Raw genomic sequence first — 18401 nt, 5'->3', positions numbered from 1 at the left:
CGGTGACGAACTCGTTACGACTTGGTCGCGACGCCGTTACCGTTTTATTTGCTTTCATTACAAAACGGCGAAGATTCCGTGACGGAAAGAGGCGGCGCGTCGGGAGGACGGGAAGCCGCGCTCACCGCTTGCCGTGCAGGACGCACTCGAGGAGGAACTCGATCGCCTCCACGTGCCGCGCCGCCTCGGTCGGCGTATCGCCCCACGTGTAGAGGCCGTGCCCCGCGAGGAGGTAGCCGTAGACGCAGTCGTCGCCGCCGAGCTCCGCGTCGACCTGCGCGGCGAGGCGCGGGACGTCCTGATCGTTCGGGAAAATGGGCAGGCGGATCGAGGTCTCGTGCGTGTTCACGCCGACGAGGGCCTTCAGCATCTCGAAGCCGGAGAGGACGACGTACCCCTCTGCGACGAGCGCGCGTGACAGGACCGTGGCAGCGACGGAGTGCGTGTGCGCGACGGCGGTCACGCCCGCGCGGCGCCGGTAAATCTGCGCGTGGAGCGGCGTCTCGGCCGAGGGACGGCCCTCGGTGAGGGCGTTTCCTTCGAGGTCGACGACGAGCAGGTCCTCGGCCTGGAGCGCGCCCTTGTCGAGGCCACTCTTCGTGATGACGAAGCGATGCGCGTCGAGGCGGACCGAAAAGTTACCGCTCGTCGCCTGGGCCCAGCCTCGCGCGTGGCAACGACTCGCGAGCGAGAGCAAGGTGGCCGCGGCGGACTCGGGGAGGCGATGTTCCTGCACGCTCGACCCTACCCGGCCGAGGCAACGCGAGCAAGCCCTGGCATGCCCGGCGCGGGGGAGCTCCTCGCTTGACAATCCCGGTCGACTTTGCTGGCCTCGCGGGGGCCACGCGGAGATTTCCGCAGGAATGGAGCGGCCCCGGGTCGCTCGGCCGCTCTCGCCGATGTCCGCGCTCGAAGCCCTCCCAAAGCGTCGCATCCCGTGGCTCGCGGCGTTGTTCCTCGGGATCCTCCTCGGGATCTCCCTCGTCGGTGTCCACCTCGATTCGCCGACGATGGACGAGCCGGTCCACCTCGTGCGGGGCCTGTCGTACTGGTGGATCGGCGACACGAGGCTCGGCTACGCGCACCCGCCGCTCGCGGACGCCCTGCTCGCGCTGCCGGCCGCGCTCCTCGGAGGCCGCGTGGATCTGACCTCGTTTCCAGCGTGGGCCGACGCGGACACGGGCAAGCTGGCCGAGCAATACTTCACGGCGCACTGGGCGGCGGCGCGGGCCGAGCTCGTCATCGCGCGGCACGTGAACGTGCTTTTTTCGTTCCTGCTCGGGCTTTACGTGTTCCGCTTCGCGCGGCGGCGGGCCGGGGATCACGCGGCGCTCTTCGCGCTCGGGCTCCATTGCCTGCACCCGACGCTCCTCGCGCACGGCCGGCTCGTCACCACGGATCTGCCGATCGCCCTGGCCACGACGATCGCCGTGGGCGAGGCGGCCGAGCATTTCGAGCGGCCGCGGCTCCGCACGGCGATCACCACGACGCTCGCGGTGGCGGCGGCATTCTGCATCAAATACAGCGCGGCGTTCCTGGTCCCGCTCCTCCTCTCGCTGGGGTTTTTCTTCGCGTGGCGCGGAGGCGCCGAGGGAGACGCCCCCACGCGACGCGCGAGGCTCGGTCGATTCGCGGCGCACGCCTTCGCCGTCACGCTCGCCACGGTCCTCGCCGTCAATGCGGCGTACGGGTTTCAGCGGACGGGCTTCACGGTCGCGCAGATCCTCGCGGAGCCCGAGCCGCAGAGCTACATCTCGAAACGCGCGAATCATCGGCTCCTCGAAGAGCGCTCGCCGATCGCGCTCTTGCCGCGCTGGCTACGGGTGCCGCTTCCGTACACGTACGTCTTTGGCCTGTCGATGGTGTCGGTGCAGAGCCGCGACGGGCATTCGACGTATTTCCTCGGCATGCGCGCGAACGGCGGCTGGGGCGGGTATTTCCCGGTGATGCTCGCGATCAAGAACCCGCTCGCCGTGCTCGTCTTGCTCGGCGTCGGGCTCTGCCGATCGATCCGCCGCCGCGCCGCGCCGGATCGCGTGGCCGGCACGCTCCTCGCCGCGTGTGGCCTCTATCTCGCCATTTCCATCGGCTCGCGGATCAACATCGGCGTTCGTCACGTCCTGCCGGTGATGCCCTTCTTCGTCCTCGGCGCCGGGACCGTCGCCGCGAGGCTCTGGGAGGAAGGAAAGCGCCGGACGCGTATGCTCCTCGCCCTGCTCGGCGCCGGCACCTTCGCCTCGGCGATCGCCTGGTATCGACACCCCGTCGGGTATTTCAATGCCCTCACCCTCGGCCCGGTCTTCGGGCCCAAGGTCAGCGTCGTCGGCGAGGACTGGGGGCAGGACATGGAAGACGCCGCCGCCGCCCTGAAAGCCCGGAACCTCGGGCCCGTGTATTACCACCGTTATGGCTGGATGATGGCCCGCGAGCTCGAAGCGAACGGCATCGAATACGATCGCTTCCGCTGCGGCGACCGCCCCGGCCCCGGCGTCGCCGTCGTTCACGCCGTCACCCGCGCCCGGAGACCCGACTGCCACCCCGAGCTCTTCACGCAGGCGCCGCTCCTCGTCGTGAACGGCCGCATCTTCGTCTACGCCCTCGACGCGCCCGAGCCCCCCGCCACGTCCGCGCCGCGGCCTCGCCTGCGGCTCGTCCCCCCTCCCCCGCCGAGCGGCGCCTCCCCCGACGACGAGGACTGAATCAGCAAGCGTCCGCACGAGATCGCTTGACAGGTCGAACTCGTTCCTGTACTGATATTGAACATCACTTTCATTTTCAACGAGCACCGAGCCCAGACCCCAGGAGCACGACCATGTCTTGTCCCGCGAAGGCCTCTCCTTGCGCCCCCGTGACGCTCTCGCGCGGTCCCGTCGCCCGCGTCGACCACTGCCCGCAGTGCAACGTGATCTCGATCCACCTCGGCGCGACGTCGATCCGGCTCGAACCCGCAGCCTACGAGGCGCTCTGGGGCACGCTGTCCCACGCGCTGCGCGTGCTGCGCGGGCTCACCGAGGCGCCCGAAGCCACGCCCACGATGTGGACGTCGTCCGGCGGGAGTGCCTAGAAACCCAGGTCGTCCGACATCCGCCGCCCCGTGGGCTTCACGGGCGGCGATGCCGGCGCGGGCGGCTTGCGCTGCGCGGCCCACGGGTCTTCCAGCTCCAGGCTCCGCGTCGGAGACGCAGGAGAGGCCGCCGATGAAGGCGGCGTGACCGACGGAGAAGCCGGAGCGGTCCCCTCCACCGCTTCGAGCTTCGCCCGCCCGTTCTTCACCGTCGCCTTGATCTGCCCCGCGTCGATCATCGCCTGCGCGCGTGCCGCGATCGCCTGCGGCGACTCGGCCGCCGCGCGCGCTCGCTCCCGCTCGATCCCCGCCCGCTCGATCCGCTCGAGGTTCTGCGCGACCTCGTCCTGCTTGCGCGAGACCGACTCCGCCTTCGCCGCGGCCTCGCGCCCGACCTCGCCGATGACGCCCGCGAGGTAGGAGAGCTGCTGCCCGACGTACATCTGCCGCCCCTCGAGCGCCGCGAGCCGCGCCTCGGTCGCGCGCGCCTCGGCCCTGAGCTTCTGCACCTCGGCGAGCGCCATGTCGCCCGCGGTATGGTCCACGCACCCGACGCACGCGAACGAGAGCACCCCCGCGAAGGGCACGAGGAGGCGAACGAGGAGCGCAGAGAGGTGCTTCGAGGCCATCGGCGACACGATGCTAACCCGCCCCGAGCACGCAAGGAAAGGCCTCGTGCAGGCTCGCTCACGGCCCTTCCCTTTACGCCTCGACGCGGGTCGGGCATCCTCGGGGCCGGCGCGCGCTGTGGATGCACCCCGCGGCGCTCGTCACGAAGACCCTTGGAGACCCTCGACCCGGCCCTTTCGAGCCTGATCACGCGCCCCCCGGAGCAGAGGCGCATCGGCCCCTTCGTCCTCGTCGAGCAGCTCGGCGCGGGCGGATACGCGCCGGTCTGGCTCGCGCGCGAGACCTACGGCAAGGCCGAGCTGCGCACGGCGGCCGTCAAGCTGTTCTCGCTCGACGTGAACGCGAACGATCGGAGCCGCATCCTCGAAGAGGCGCGCGCGCTCTGCCGCGTCGAGCATCCGAACGTCGTGCGCTTCTACGCGCTCGCCGTCGACGAAGCGGCCGGGGTCATGGGCCTCGCGATGGAGCACGTCGCCGGTCGATCGCTCGAGGACCGGCTCGAGGCCGAAGGAAAGCTCTCCGTCGACGAGACGCTGCGCGTCGGCGTGGCCATCGCCTCCGCGCTCGCCGCGGTGCACGGCGCAGGCCTCGTGCACCGCGACGTCAAGCCGAGCAACATCGTCGAGGAGGCCGGCGGCGCGTACAAGCTCATCGATTTCGGCATCGCGTCGGCGTCCTCGACCCCGGCCGCCGTCGAGGACGTGATCCCGGCCGGACCGGACAGCGGCACGACGCCGCGCGCGCTCGCCGCGACGGCGCGGATCTCGGGCCGCATCACGGGCACGTACGGCTACATCGATCCCGCGGTCTTCGGCGCGGGCGCGCCGCCCTCGGCCACGAGTGATCTCTACGCGCTCGGCGTCACGCTGCATCGTTGCCTCTCGGGCGCGCTGCCCGCCGAGCGCCTCGGCGGCGACGGCGCGCTCGATCCCGGCGTGCTCACGGGGTACACGAGGCCTCTGCCGCTCGCCGCGCGCATCGAGGGCGTCCCCCGCGCGCTCGCCGCGCTCGTCGACCACCTGCTCTCGCCGCGCCCCGACGACAGACCTCCGCGGGCCTCGTGGGTCGCGCACCACTTCGAACAGATCCGCCGCGATCTCGCGGGCCGCGCGCGCGTCTTGCCCGACGAGGACGAAGGCCCGTTCCGGGGCCTTCGCCGCTTCGAAGCGCGCGATCGCGACGTCTTCTTCGGCCGCACGCCCGAGATCGCGGCCGCGATCGAGCTCTGCCGCGGCCGCGGGCTCATCGCGCTCGTCGGCCCCTCGGGCAGCGGCAAATCCAGCCTCGCGCGCGCGGGCATCTTGCCGGCGCTCGCCGAGGGCGGGATCGTGGGCTGGCCCGAGGTGTGGGACACGGCCATCGCCGAACCCGGCCGTGATCCACGCGCCGCGATCACCGCCGCGCTCGCCCCGTTCCTCCCGAACGCCGCCATGCTCGCGCCGGGCCCGCTCTGCGAGGCCATGGCCCGGCGCGCGAGCGAGGAGGAGCGCGGCCTCGTGCTCTTCGTCGATCAGCTCGAAGAGCTCGTCACCACCTCGTCGGGCGAGAGTCGCGAAGAAGCGGCGGCCCTGCTCGTGCGCATCGGCGCGCAGCCCCTGCCCGGCGTGCGCGCGATCGTCGCGGCGCGCAGTGACCTCTTGCATCACCTCCTCGCGATGGGGGATCTCGGCAACACGATGGCGCGAGGCCTCTGCCGGGTGGAGCCGCTCTCGCCGACGTACTGGCGCGACAGCGTGGAGCGCGCGCTCGCGTCGTACGGCTACGCGCTCGAGGACGCCGCGCTCGCGGAGGAGCTCTTCGCCGGGATCGACGCGACGGCGGGCGCGATGCCGCTCGTCGAGTTCGCCCTGACCGAGCTCTGGAACGCGCGTGACAAGGGAAAGAAGCTGCTCTTGCGCTCGGCGCTCACGGCCGTGGGCGGCGTCGAGGGCGCGCTCGAGCGGCATGCCGAGGCGGTGCTCGCGTCGATGGAGCAGGCCGAGGACGGCTCGATCGAGGCGGCGCGCGCCCTCTTGCTCGCGCTCACGACGGCCGAGGGCACGCGGCGCGTGATGAGCGTGGACGAGCTCGCGGCGATCGCGGGGACGCGGGCGCGCCGCGTGATCGAGGCACTCGGCGAGGCGCGGCTCGTGGTGCCGGCCGAGGGCCCTGGGGCCTCGGTGACGCTCGCGCACGAGGCGCTGCTCTCGCGCTGGGGGCGGCTCGCGTCGTGGATCGCCGAGGCGAAGGGCGATCGGATGCTCGCCGAGGAGATCGAGCACGACGCCGCGCGCTTCGCCCGCGACGCGGAGAGCGCCGCGCTCTGGCGCGGGCGGAGGCTCGAGTTCGCGAAGGAGCTCCAGCGGAAGAGCACGGTCCGTTTGTCGGCGGCGGCCGAGCGGTTCATCCAGGCGAGCGTGCGCGTCTCGCGGCGCGGCAGGGTGCTCGCGGCGACCGCGGGGGCGATCGTCGCGGCGTCGATCGTCGTCGGCGGGCTCGGGTACGTGCGGGCCGTGCGCGCGGAGGAGCGGGCCGCCCAGGAAAAACTCGAGCGCGAGCAGAAGGAGCGCGCCGAGGCCGAGCGGAACGACAAGGAAAAGGCAAAACTCCTGGAAGAGGTCCGCGCGACGGCGGCGCTGAACAAGGACCTCGAAGAGCGCATCCAGAAGACGCTCTCCGGGCCCACGCAGCCCGACCCGCAGGCCACCACGTCTCCCTCCACGCTCCCCGCGCCGCAGCCCATGCTCGCGAACGTGGCGCAGGGCGGAAGCCCCATCCCGAAGGCGGCCTCGCCTGCGCCGGCGGCCACGACGTCGACCACGACGCCGGCGAACACGTCCGCGCCGACGGAGGCGACCGCGCCGGCCGCGACCGGCGCCCCGGTCCCCGCGACCTCGAAGGCCGACGCGAAGGGCCCCGTCACGAAACCGGACGACGAATTCTAGTGATGCGCGCCCCCCGAAACGCCCTCGGAATCGGCCTCGTGATGCTCCTCGGCGCCGCCGCGCTCCTCGCCCCGCGCCCCGCGTCGGCCTGCCGCCCCTACCCGCCGCCGCGCGCGCTCTCGCCCGCGGACAAGGACAAGGCCCAGAAGCTCTTCCAGGAGGGCCGCGCGCTCGAAGGCGAGGGCAAGCTCGAGCGCGCGCTCGCCCGCTACCTCGCCTCCCGCGACATCCTCCCGCGCAAGTCGAACACGAAAAACGCCGCCGTTTGCCTCGACAAGCTCGGCCGCGCGGCCGAGGCGATCCCGCTTTACGAAGAGGTCCTCGATCGATTCCGCGGCGAGCTCACGCCCGAGGAGCAAAAAGCGCTCATCGACGACGTGCGGCGCCTGCGCGGCCTCGTCGCCACCCTCCACGTCGTCGACGGCGAGGGCGCGCTCCACGTCGACGGAAAAGAAATCGGCCTCCTGCCGCGCGAATGCCCTCTCTACCTGCCCGCCGGCCACCACACCGTGCGCGTCAACCGAAGGGCCGTGCTGCTCGATCACGACCTCCCGGCCGGCGAATCGCTGCGCATCGTGGTCGGCCCCGGGCAACCGCCCCCGCCGCCTGCGCGCTCGCAGGGCTGGTTCGCCCAGGCCTTCGGCGGCCCCACGCTCGGCGCCTCCATGGATAGCAATGCCGAGCGCGATTCTCAGAGCGTCTGCGTGGACCATTGCCCCTTCGCGAGCGGATTCCTCGCCGGCGCGCGCGGCGGCTACATCACGGCGAACAACGTCTCCGTCGAGCTCTTCACCGGCTTCTTCTCCGTCGAATCGACGTTCGAGCGCACGCTCACGCGGGATGTCCCGGTCCCGGACGGCATCTCGACCGTCACGTACACGCTCTCGCACAAGCTCTCGCTGCGCGGCCCGTTCATGGGGCCCGCGGTCGGGTATCGGCTCGACCTCGGTCCGCGGTTGCGAGCCGTCTTCCGCGGCTCCCTCGGCCTCGTCGCCGCGCAATCCTCCGATCCGGTGAGCGGCGTCGGCCGCGACGATCGTGGCCATGCCTCGCCGCTCATCTTTTCGGGCACGAGCACCGTCCTCCGCTCCGCGCCCACGTTCCTCATGCCGGAGGTCGGCATCGAGGCGAAGCTCGGCGGCCTCCGCGTGGGTTTGTCCCTCGGCTACATCCTTTTCCTGGCGCAAGGAAATATCTTCAATGGCCGCGCCTTCGACGCGCAGGCGCCCTGCCCGCCCGGCGGCGACAACGGCGTCGCCTGCGCGCCGGAGACCATCGCCGACGTCTCCGGGCAAGGGCTGCAGACCGCGCACGGACTCATGCAGCTCTGGGTCCCTCAGCTCACCTTCGGCTTCTTGCCCTGATCGTCGCGGCGATCCCGACGATCACGAAGAGCCACGCGTCTCCCCCGTCCCCCTTGCCGCCGCCCGCGGCGCACGAATACATCAGCGGCGGGCCGTCCGGCACGAGCGCGGCCCCGCAGAATCGGTCTTTCTTGCAGACGAGGCTCGCGGGGCAATCGCGATCCGACGAGCAACGCTCGTGACACTGCGAGCGCCGACAAATCCCGTCGTCGCCGCACGGCGCGCCCTCCACGTTGCATTGATCGGGCAGCTGCATGCAAAAGCCGGCGCTGTTGCACGTATAGGTATGCTTGTCCGACACCTTCGGGTTGCACTGGTCGACCCCGGGGGCTTCGATACACCTGCACTTGCCGCCCTCGCAGACTCCGCTCGGGCAATCCGTGTGCTCTTCGCAGTTCGGCGGCGCCGGCAAGCACGCATCGTCCGGGCAGATGTAGCCGCAGTCGCAGAGCCGCGTGGGGTTGTTCTTGCAGCGCAGGATCTCCCCCTCGCAAACGTTGCCGTTGCCGCCGGCGCCGCCGCCCGGGGGCGTCTCCGGCCGGAGCGACGCGTGTTCGGGAGCGCCGCCGGCTCCGTCGCCGTCCCGGTACGCGCCGAGCAGCGCGCCGACGCAGAAGACGCCCAGGATCAGCCGATGGGACAAGCGACCCCGCTCCGCCATGGACGCCTCGTTACCTCTTCCTCGGCCGCGGCAAATCGTACTCTTCGAGGCGCGACACCAGCGTCCGCCGCGAGATCCCCAGCATCTCGGCCGCGCGCGTCTGATTGTGGGCGCATTTCTCCAGCGCGTCGAGGATCCGCTGCTTCTCGTCGAGCCGCTTCTGCGCCTCGTTCACGTCGAGCTCCGTGATCCGCTGCGTCGCCGTCTGCACCGCCGCGACCGGGGCCACGGCGCGCGAGGACGGTGGCCCCGACGGCCGCGCGATCCGCGGCGGCAGGTGCTCCGGCAGCACGGTGTCGCCGGCGCAGAGCACCGCGGCCCGCTCCATCGCGTTCTTCAGCTCGCGCACGTTGCCCGGGAACGGGTGCCGCTCGAGCATCTCCCGCGCCTCCTTCGCGATGGAAGGCTCGCCCTTGCGCTCGAGCTTCTTCCACGCGTCCTCGAGGAAAAACGCGGCGAGCTGTGCGATCTCCGCGGTCCGCTCGCGCAGCGGCGGCACGACGAAGGTGATCCCGTTCAGCCGGTAGAAGAGGTCCTGCCGGAACGTCCCGCGCAGCGCCTCGGCCTCCAGATCCCGGTTCGTGGCCGCGATGAACCGCACGTCGACGGGCCGCGGCGCGACCGCGCCGATCCGGAGCACCGCGCGATCTTCGAGCACGCGCAGGAGCTTGACCTGCACCGAAGGCGACAGCTCGCCGATCTCGTCGAGCAGCACGGTGCCGCCGTCGGCCGCTTCGAAAAGCCCCTTCTTGTCCTCGGTCGCGCCGGTGAACGAGCCCTTCTTGTGCCCGAAGAGCTCGCTCTCGAGCAGCGTCTCGCTCAGCGCGGCGCAGTGCACGGCCACGAACGGCTTGCCCCGCCGCGGCGAGGCCTCGTGAATGGCCCGCGCGAGGATCTCCTTGCCGACGCCGGTCTCGCCGAGCAGGAGCACGTTGAACGGCGATCCCGCGGCCCTGCGCGCCTCCTCGTGCAGCGCGCGCATGCTGGGATCCGCGACGACGACGCGGCTCGTGGCGCCGCGCCGCGCCTCTTCCGCGGCCTTCGGCCCCTCCTCGTGCCGCGCCCTCCGGACGACGGCGATGACGGAGCCGAGGACGATACAATCCCCGAGCTCGACCGCGAACGTCTCACCGGGCAGGCGATGCACGCGGCGGGTCTCGACGGCGCTGCCTTTGTCCTCGCTCTTGCGCACGAACGTACCGTTCGCGCTGCCCTTGTCCTCGATGCGAAGCACGGGCCCGACGTGGAGCACGGCATGCCGGCGCGAGACGGACGCATCGTCGATGCGCACGTCGTTGCCCTCTCCGCGCCCGATGGTGACGCTGCCCGTCTTCGGCAGGACGGTGGCCGCGGCCTCGTCCCCCGCGGCGTACACCACGAGCTCGAGCGCCCCTCGTTGCTCCTGCCGATCCACCTGACCCATCCTGTCCTGATCTCCGAGGCCGAGGGTACGGGAAAACGAGGGCCGGAGGAAGCGGCGCGTCAGGGGGTGGGAGCGGGAGCGCAAAAGGGGAGCGGGAGCGGGATAGCGTTCCGGTCGTTCCGACCCGGGGTCGCGCATCGAGGCGCCCCACGGATCTGCCGCGCGCCTTCGATTCGCAGCCGCCTCGGGCCGGCGCCCCAATGAACCCCACGACGTTCGCAGCGTGCCTGTATGCTGCTGTAGATGAATCATCGTACGCCGAGAGACCCTTTGTTCCCGCTGCTGCTCGTGCTGCTAGCGCTCGGGGGATGCTCGCAGGACCCGGAGGTTCCTGTGGCGCCTGGGCCGCCGAAGACGTGCCCTCCGGGAGAGCTGTTGCTCGAGGATGGCCGGTGCTGGCCTGCGGGATTGCCGGAGATGGCATGTCCGCCGGGGGAATGGGAGTTGGAAGGGGGTGGTTGCGCGCCTGCAGGGTTGCCGCCGGACATGGCGTGTCCGCCAGGGGAGATGGAGAAGGTAGGGGGTGGTTGCGCGGTGGCGGGGATCCCGCCGGAGATGTGCGGCGAGGGATTCGTGCCCGATGGCCATCGAGGCTGTGAGCCGATCCTGCCGCCGGATCCTTGTCCCGATGGCATGATGGCCGTGCCGGGAGACACGGTTTGCCGAGAGGTTGCGCCGTGCGGGAATGGAGATTGGGGGGACATTCCGGTCGATGCGACCACGGAGCATGTGAACGCGGCCTATCCGCTGAATGACGGCGATGGCTCGCAGGCCAAGCCATGGAAGACCCTCCAGGCCGCGGTGAACGCGGCGGCGCCTGGCGCGATCGTCGCGATTGCCGCGGGCACGTACACGGGAAATGTGAGCATCCAGGGGAAGGCGGTGAAGTTATGGGGGAGGTGCCCATCGATGGTGGAGATCGTCGGGACCACCGCCTCCTTCACGGCGATCTTGATCAAAGGAACGGCTGCGAGCGCGAGCGAGGTGCGAGGGGTCTCGATCACGGGCCCGAAGTCCGGCATTGCGATTACGTCGGTCGGCGTCGTGCTGGATGCAGTTCGGATCCACGACACCGCAGAGCTCGGGATCGGAGCGGTGGCTGCAAATTCGAGCCCAGCGGAGATCTGGCTGACGAACTCTCTCGTCGAGCGCGCGGCCGTGGCGGGTGTATTGGCGGCGGGAGCCACCGTTGCGATCGAGCGGTCGGTGGTGCGCGAGACGAAGACCGACGCCGGTGGGAAGGCAGGAAGAGGCGTCCACGCTCAGGCGGAGGATGCGAACCGGGCCAACGTCACGGTGCGCGGTTCGAGCATCGAACGAAACCACGAGGTAGGTATCTACCTCGCGGCCTCCGATCTGCTCGTCGAGGCGACGGCGGTGACGGGGACGCAGACCAACGGCAATGGGCACTTTGGGCGGGGTATCCAGGTGGAGGACGCGGCGGCAGGGCGATCCAATGCGACGGTCCGCGGGTCGTTCCTGGAAGAAAACCATGAAGCTGGCATCTACGTATCGAGATCGGACGCGCTGATCGAAGCGACGGTCGTACGGAGGACACTCCCCGAAGGCAGCGGGCTGTTCGGCAGGGGTGTCACCAGCGAGGGGGACGGACCAGAGGAACGCTCGAACCTGACGGTACGCGCATCGCTCATCGAGGAAAATCATGGGGCAGGGGTCTTTCTGATAGATTCGGAGGGGTTGATCGAAACGACGGTGATCCGGGAGACCCTGCCCAGCGGGGATGATACGCTCGACGCGGGCATCAACCTGAATGGCGGGCTCGGCTCGGGCAGCCGCTCGAAGGCCACGATCCGCGGATCGCTGCTCGAAAACAACAACAACATCGGCTTGCGTGTGGTCCATGCAGATGCCCTGGTCGAGGCCACGACGATCCGAGCAACCGAACTGGACGACGAAGGAAAGTCCGGATGGGCGATCAGCGTGGCGACCCCCCCTCACGAGCCCCGCTCGAAGGTCGCCGTGGTGGATTGTCTCATCGAAGACAACCACGAAGTCGGCGTGTTCGCGGGGGGGGCCGAGGTCAGCATCGAGGCGACGGTGGTCCGGGGGACTCGACCCGACGCGAACGGGAACGATGGAATTGGCATCGCGGCAGAGGACCGCGACAATCCGCCGGAGCGCGCCAGCGTGAGGCTGATTCATTCGCTCGTCGAGAAGAACCACCGTACTGGCGTGCTGGTGACGGGCTCGGACATGGAAATCGACGGAAGCGCCGTACGGGAAACCATGCCTGACGAAACGGTGGAGTCCGGGCGGGGCATCGAGGTCATATCCGTCGCGGAGATGGAAGCGCAGGCGACGTTGACGGTTCGACGCTCCGACATCCAGAAAAACCATAGCGCTGGCATCTCCGTAGGTGGTGCGGACGCGCTCATCGAGAGCACGGTCGTTCGTGATACCTCGGCGGGCGGACTCGAGAAGCAGGGCCGGGGAATCAACGTACAATCGATACCCAGCGCGGCAGGCTCCCCAAGCCCGAGGCAGCGATCGCATGCCACGGTGCGCGCTTGTGTGATCGAGCAGAACCAGATGCACGGCGTGTTCGTCGGAGGCTCGGACGCGGTCATCGAGACGACCGTGGTGAGGGGAAACGAGTTTGCTGGTGTCGGTCTGGAGAGCGACGCGGAGACGGGAGAACATGCGAGCGTCGCCGTGACGGCGTCGCTCATCGAGAACAACGATGAGATGGGCATCTACGTGGGGGGCTCGGATGTGTTGATCGACGCAAGCGTCGTGCGAGACACCCAGCTCAGGGAAGATGGGTGGTTCGGGCGTGGTATTCACGTCCAACCGGATAACAGGAATGGCGAGCGGGCGAGCGCCGGCGTGCACGCGTCCATCATCCGGAGCAATCACGAAGTGGGCATTTGCGTGATCAACTCGGACGCGACGATCGAGTCGACGCTCGTGGATGGGACCCTCCCCAATGCGAATGGCGCCCTTGGAGATGGAATCGCTGTATTCTCCGCTCCGGACGACGAATGGGGTAGCCTGCCCCCCTCCGTCGTCATCACGAAAACCCAGCTAGAAAACAACGCTCGAGCGGGCGTCGCCAATTTCGGCGGCTCCATTCAGCTCGTCTCGAGCGAGCTCGCGTGCCACGCCTTCGATCTGAACGGGGAGGACTCCGCCGGCTACACCTGGTCCTTCGACGGCAGCCACGACAACCAATGCGGCTGCCCCGAGCCTACGGGCCCCTGCGGCGCCAAGAGCTCGGGGCTCGAGCCGCCGACTCCCCTCCCGCAGTGACCGCCGCGCCGGGGCTCTGCCCCGGACCCCGCGGGGGCTGTTCGCCCCTCGACCCGAACCAGCGCAAGCGCTGGACTCGGGGTGGAAGAACTGCGCGATGCGCAGTTCTTCCACCGGGCCCGTTGGACCGCGTCGCCAGTCGAAAGGGCAGCGCGGCTGTCTTGCCTCGGCCTGTTCGATGAACTGCGCATCGCGCAGTTCATCGACCAAAGGTCCAGCGCTTGCGCTGGTCCGGGTCCAGGGGCGGATAGCCCCGGTGGGGCCTGGGGCAACGCCCCAGCGAAACGGCTCCCAGATGAGACCAATGCTCAGCCCTGAGCGAAGCCCCATGGTGATCGTCGGGGGTTGTGCGGGACGCGCATCTGCGCCAGAACGAGGGGCGGGACGGGGCTGCTCGACGGATGCGGTGACCGGCCCTGGAGAGGTGCTCATGTTGAAGACGTTCCTCAGTCAAGCCATCGCCGCGGGGCTCGCGGTCCTCGTCGCGAGCGCGATCATGCCCGGCGTTCGGGTCCGCAAGGGCAACACGGCGATCGGCATCGCTTTCGCGTTCGCGTTGCTCAACCTGTTCTTCGGGTGGGGCGTCCGGGCCGTGCTCGCCGTCGTGCTCCTGCCCGCTGCCGTGCTCACGTTCGGCTTGCCGTACCTCGTGCTCGGCCTGCTCGTGAACACGATCTTGCTCTACGTCACCGACAAGCTCATCGACGATTTCGAGATCAAGGGCTTCTGGCCGCTCCTCGGGACCGCCGGGCTGATCTCCGTCGCCGCGTGGCTTTTGCCGCGCATCTTTTGAAGTCTCATCACAAGCCGCTGCGCTGGGGCGTTGCCCCAGGCCCCACCAGGGGTTGTCCACCCCTGGACCCGGACCAGCGCAAGCGCTGGACTCGGGGTCGATGAACTGCGCGATGCGCAGTTCATCGAACAGGCGGAGGAACGAGCCCTGCCAACCAAAGCCGCCGCGATGCCATTTCGACTGGCAACGCTGTTCCTGGTCTTCCAGCGGGCCCGCTGGAAGAACTGCGCATCGCGCAGTTCTTCCACCCTCGGTCCAGGCCGTGCCTGGTCCGGGTCGAGGGGCGGATAGCCCCCGCGGGGTCCGGGGCAGCGCCCCGGCACGGCGGTCAGCGAGAGGTCCCTACCGCTTCGGCGTCGGGCGAAGGCGGCCGAGGGCCGGAGAGCAGCGTGACGAGCAGTCCTCCGATCGGCGTGAAGACCACGGAGAGAATCAGCGCTCCCCAGACGCCGATACGTCGTTCCCTCCCCAGGAGACCCACGGCGAGCACCTCGAGGACGGGAAAAACGTAATCAAAGAATAACGAGGACGTCTCCATGCCTGCCCTGGGGTTGTCAGGCGAGCAACACCGAGGTGATGGCCAGACCGCGGCGCCCATCCTCCTACAGCAGGATGCCTTCGGGTGGAAGACCCAAAGGCGCGTGTGGTAGGTTCGTCCGCCGTGCTTCAAGGGCTCCTGTTGTTGTTCTTCGTCATCGTCATGGGACTCGAATGGCACGTGGGCCGCACGCGTGGGCGGCAGGTCTTTCGCGTGTCGGATGCGACGTCGAACTTGCTGCTCGGCATGGTGCAGCTCGCCCCCGCTGTTCTTCTCTTTGGCTTCCTGCAGGTCAGCTACGAATTCATCTACCAGCGTTCGGCCGCCTTCGAAATCAAGGCAAACTCGCCGATCGGGTGGATCGGGCTGCTCATCGGTGTCGACTTCTGTTACTACTGGTTTCATCGTTTCTCGCACCGCGTGCATGTCGCCTGGACCTCGCACGCGTTGCACCACCAGGGTGAAGACTACAACCTCACCCTCGGGATCCGTCAGCACCCGGCGCAGGGGTTCTTCGAGCGCGCGTTCTACCTGCCCCTGGCGTTCATCGGGTTTCCCCCCAGGATGGCCGCCATTGCAGTCACCATCAACGCGGCCTACCAGCTCTTCCTCCACACCGAGCTCGTCGGCAAGCTCGGCTCGCTCGAGTGTGTGCTGAACACGCCTTCGCATCACCGCGTCCACCACGGCATCAACACCCGCTACCTCGACAAGAACTTCGGGGGCATGCTGATCATCTGGGATCGCATGTTCGGCACGTTCGCGGAGGAGCACGAGCAGCCGGTGTACGGCACGGTCGAGCCGATTGCGTCCTTCGACCCGGTCCATTGCATGTGGACCCCGCTGGACGATGCGATCGAACGCGCGTCGCGCACACCGGACTCCCTGCATGAGCTTGGAGTCTGGATCATGCCCCCCGACTGGCGGCCGAAGAGCATGGCGAAGGCCGACACCCAGGTCAGGCTCGATCGGCCCAAGTACGACGTGAAGCTCAGCCGCGGGACGACGCTTTATTTGATGGCGATGACGGGGCTCACGATCGCGATGATGATATACTTCCTCATCAACAACGACCTGGACCCCCGGCCGCGGACGATGCAACTCGCGTTCATCGCGTGGACCGCCGTCACTCTCGTCGGGCTCGGCGGCCTCATCGAGGGGCGCCCATGGGCGAAACCCGTCGAGGCGCTGCGGCTCGTCGCCACGCCGTTCGTCGTGATGACCCTGGTTTGAGCCTCTTCCTTCCCTTCACCGTCTCCTCCGGCAAAACCGGTTCACATCTCCCCTTCCCTCCACCGTCCCCCCTCTGAAAACCATCTTTCATCTCCCCCTCCCTCCACCGTCCACATTTGTAAAACATCTTTCATTCACCCTTCCTTCCACCGTCCACATTTGTAAAACATCTTTCACTCCCCCCTCCCTCCACCGTCCCCCTCCCCCATCCCGTTCTGTTCGTGCCTTCCCTCCCCCGAGCCCTTGTGCTCCCAACGAACATCCATGTACAGTCCCCCACCCTTCATCCCTACATCCAGCCGGAGCCCTCCTCATGGCCGACCCCGATCTCCAGAAAGCCCACGACAAGTTCCTCCTCGCGGCGAAAGCCCTGCCCGTCGACGCCATTCTCCCGTATCGCCTCGACCCCGATCTCGCGCTCGTGAACGTCAAGACCTGCATGAAGGTCGTCCACGACCACCAGGCCGCGATTCCCACGCACTTGCCCAAGATCGACCTCGCCTCCTTGCTCGCCCTGCCCGAGCTCGCCCTGGCCGCGAAGTACGCGGCGCTCGCCGCCGAGCAAGAAGCGCCGAGCGAATCGCAGGTTCAGGCAAAGCTGTCGCTCGCGCGTGACCTGCGCGGAAAGCTCCTTTCCGTCGCCAAGGGCCTCGCCGAAAACGGGCTCGTCCCCCAGGCCGAGGTCGACGCCATCGCCGCCGGGCGCGGCGTCCGCGATCGCGCCGAGGATTGCGTGTCCCTCGCCTCCCTCTTCCGCAAGCACGCCGCCGCCATCAACGGCAAGCACCCCGTGACGGTCGCGCAAATCGACGAGGCCGCCGAGGTCGGTTCATGGCTCGTCGCGACCCTGCGGCCCGCGGACGCTCCGCCCAAACTCTCGACGGGCCCGACCCAGGCCGTGGATCTGCGGAATCGCTTCGCCACCTTGCTCGTGCGAGCCCACGCGCGCCTTCAGGTGGTCGCCCATTACTTCCACGAGGACGATTGGGAGGAACGGGCGCCCGCGCTCAACTCGAGGCGAGTGAAGCCAAAGAGCAGCGAGGGCGAAGAGAGCACGACCGCGGCGCCGACGGGCTGACGGCTTTGCCCCGGAGCGGGCCGGCTGTCCGTGTTGGCAGACACGATCCAGGCACCTACGTTCGCGGTATGCCGGGGCAACCCAATCAGGCGCTTTTGCTCCGCACGCTCGAGCGCCTGCTCGAAATCCCATCAGCCGACCTGCCGACGGCGCTCGCGCTCGCCTGCGACGCCGTGGCCGACGCAATGCACGCCGACAAGGTGGACGCGTTCCTCCTCGATCCAGCGAAGCACTCGCTCGTCGCCATGGGCACGAGCAACCAGCCGCTCTCGAGCCTGCAGCGGAAGGTGGGGCTCGACGTGCTGCAAATCGCGAACGGCGGGCGCGTCGTGCAAGTCTTCGAGACGAAGGCGCCCTTCCGGACGGGTCGGCTGCAGGAGGATCCGGACGAGCTGAAGGGCATCCGCGAGACGCTGAAGATCCAGTCGAAGGTGGGCGTTCCGATCGAGCTCGGAGGCGAGGTGCGCGGCGTGCTGATGGTCGCCTCGTTGAAGGTCGATTTCTTCACCGAGGACGATGAGCGGTTCGTGGCGTCGATCAGCCGCTGGGTCGGGACGATCGCCCACCGCGCCGAGCTCATCCAGGAGATCGGGCACAACGCGGTCGAGCAAGGGCGTCGCGCAGTGGCCGAGGAGCTCATGACGGTGCTCGCCCACGATTTGCGCAATTTCCTCTCGCCAATCAGCGGTCGCCTGCACATCCTCCGGCGCCGCGCCGAGCAAGAGCAACGCGCAGCGGACGTGCGCGACAGCGACGCAGCGCTGAACGCGGTCGGGCGGCTGGCGCGGCTGATCTCGAACATCCTCGACGTGGCCCGGCTCGACCAAGGCGTCTTCCGCCTCGACCTCCAGCCGGTCGATCTCGCTTCGTTATGCGCCGACATCGCGCGCACGCTCTCCACGCCGACGCACGAGGTCATCGTCACCACGCTGGACCAGGAGGTCATCGTCCGCGCCGATCCATCCCGCGTGGGCCAATGCCTCGAGAACCTCGTATCCAACGCCATCCGCCATTCACCACGAGGCGCCCCCGTGGTCATGTCCGTCAGCAAGAAACGTCTGGACGAGGGCGAAATCGGCAGCGTCGAAGTGGTGGACGAGGGGCCAGGCGTGCCCGCCGAAATCCTCCCACGGATCTTCGACCGCTTCTACGCAGGCAAAGGCTCGACCGGTCTCGGCATGGGCCTCTACCTCGCGCAGCGCATCGCCGTGGCCCACGGCGGCAATCTCTCCGTCGAGTCGCCCCCAGGCAAAGGCGCGCGCTTCTGGTTGAGCATACCGAGTTATCAGGACGATTGACGGGGTCTCAGCTGGAAGGCGTTGCGCTGGGGCGTTGCCCCAGGCCCCACCAGGGGCTATCCGCCCCTGGACCCGGACCAGCGCAAGCGCTGGACCCGGGGTCGATGAACTGCGCGATGCGCAGT

14 protein-coding genes are annotated in these 18401 nt (G+C 68.9%); 9 read left to right on the top strand and 5 right to left on the bottom strand.

Translation table 11 applies throughout. The features are described 5' to 3' along the window. Window positions 1-121: 121 nt before the first annotated feature. Entirely contained in the window at window positions 122-736 is a 615-nt protein-coding gene (locus QHF83_RS29475; protein ID WP_282421310.1) for a methylthioribulose 1-phosphate dehydratase, read from the bottom strand. Between the two features lie 127 nt (window positions 737-863). Between QHF83_RS29475 and QHF83_RS29470 the strand changes: the two genes are divergently transcribed. Both QHF83_RS29470 and QHF83_RS29465 read left to right on the top strand, forming a co-directional pair. Next, window positions 864-2699: a glycosyltransferase family 39 protein gene (locus QHF83_RS29470; RefSeq protein ID WP_282421309.1), complete on the top strand. Its 1836-nt coding sequence runs from the start codon at window positions 864-866 to the stop codon at window positions 2697-2699. A gap of 113 nt (window positions 2700-2812) precedes the next feature. Next, window positions 2813-3064 carry a hypothetical protein gene (locus QHF83_RS29465; RefSeq protein WP_271923397.1) on the top strand — a complete coding sequence of 84 codons (252 nt, stop codon included), beginning with the start codon at window positions 2813-2815 and terminating at the stop codon, window positions 3062-3064. Here QHF83_RS29465 and QHF83_RS29460 read toward each other — a convergent pair. Next, complete coding sequence (locus tag QHF83_RS29460; protein ID WP_282421308.1) at window positions 3061-3693, bottom strand: hypothetical protein; 633 nt, start codon at window positions 3691-3693, stop codon at window positions 3061-3063. The two genes, QHF83_RS29465 and QHF83_RS29460, sit on opposite strands and share 4 nt — an antisense overlap. 153 nt (window positions 3694-3846) lie before the next feature. Between QHF83_RS29460 and QHF83_RS29455 the strand changes: the two genes are divergently transcribed. Both QHF83_RS29455 and QHF83_RS29450 read left to right on the top strand, forming a co-directional pair. Next, a complete protein-coding gene (locus QHF83_RS29455; RefSeq protein ID WP_282421307.1) occupies window positions 3847-6618 on the top strand; it encodes a serine/threonine-protein kinase in 2772 nt (923 codons plus the stop codon). A 2-nt stretch (window positions 6619-6620) separates the two neighbouring features. Further along, window positions 6621-7982: a tetratricopeptide repeat protein gene (locus tag QHF83_RS29450; RefSeq protein ID WP_282421306.1), complete on the top strand. Its 1362-nt coding sequence runs from the start codon at window positions 6621-6623 to the stop codon at window positions 7980-7982. On the opposite strand, the gene QHF83_RS29445 is transcribed toward QHF83_RS29450, so the two are convergent. Next, complete coding sequence (locus QHF83_RS29445) at window positions 7960-8643, bottom strand: hypothetical protein (RefSeq protein WP_282421305.1); 684 nt, start codon at window positions 8641-8643, stop codon at window positions 7960-7962. The genes QHF83_RS29450 and QHF83_RS29445 overlap by 23 nt on opposite strands. 10 nt (window positions 8644-8653) lie before the next feature. Beyond that, the gene (locus QHF83_RS29440) at window positions 8654-10066 is read right to left on the bottom strand and encodes a sigma 54-interacting transcriptional regulator (RefSeq protein WP_282421304.1); all 1413 of its coding nucleotides are present in this window, start codon (window positions 10064-10066) and stop codon (window positions 8654-8656) included. A gap of 534 nt (window positions 10067-10600) precedes the next feature. On the opposite strand from QHF83_RS29440, the gene QHF83_RS29435 reads away from it, so the two are divergent. Then, on the top strand, window positions 10601-13336 hold the full coding sequence (locus QHF83_RS29435; RefSeq protein WP_282421303.1) for a right-handed parallel beta-helix repeat-containing protein: 2736 nt from the start codon (window positions 10601-10603) through the stop codon (window positions 13334-13336). Between the two features lie 430 nt (window positions 13337-13766). Continuing rightward, complete coding sequence (locus QHF83_RS29430) at window positions 13767-14129, top strand: phage holin family protein (RefSeq protein ID WP_282421302.1); 363 nt, start codon at window positions 13767-13769, stop codon at window positions 14127-14129. Between the two features lie 328 nt (window positions 14130-14457). On the opposite strand, the gene QHF83_RS29425 is transcribed toward QHF83_RS29430, so the two are convergent. Further along, window positions 14458-14667 (bottom strand): hypothetical protein, encoded by a 210-nt coding sequence (locus QHF83_RS29425; protein WP_282421301.1) that lies wholly within the window; start codon window positions 14665-14667, stop codon window positions 14458-14460. A gap of 123 nt (window positions 14668-14790) precedes the next feature. Between QHF83_RS29425 and QHF83_RS29420 the strand changes: the two genes are divergently transcribed. The 3 genes from QHF83_RS29420 (at window position 14791) to QHF83_RS29410 (ending at window position 18276) form a co-directional block, all read left to right on the top strand. Further along, entirely contained in the window at window positions 14791-15900 is a 1110-nt protein-coding gene (locus tag QHF83_RS29420; protein ID WP_282421300.1) for a sterol desaturase family protein, read from the top strand. 313 nt (window positions 15901-16213) lie between these two features. Further along, the gene (locus QHF83_RS29415) at window positions 16214-16978 is read left to right on the top strand and encodes a hypothetical protein (RefSeq protein WP_282421299.1); all 765 of its coding nucleotides are present in this window, start codon (window positions 16214-16216) and stop codon (window positions 16976-16978) included. A gap of 68 nt (window positions 16979-17046) precedes the next feature. Beyond that, complete coding sequence (locus QHF83_RS29410) at window positions 17047-18276, top strand: ATP-binding protein (RefSeq protein WP_282421298.1); 1230 nt, start codon at window positions 17047-17049, stop codon at window positions 18274-18276. Window positions 18277-18401: the final 125 nt, after the last annotated feature.

The organism is Polyangium sp. 15x6, assembly GCF_029960785.1.
Classification (GTDB): Bacteria; Myxococcota_A; Polyangia; order Polyangiales; family Polyangiaceae; genus Polyangium.
Note: the sequence above shows the minus strand (reverse complement) of the source record. Positions and strands in the feature narration are given on the sequence as shown.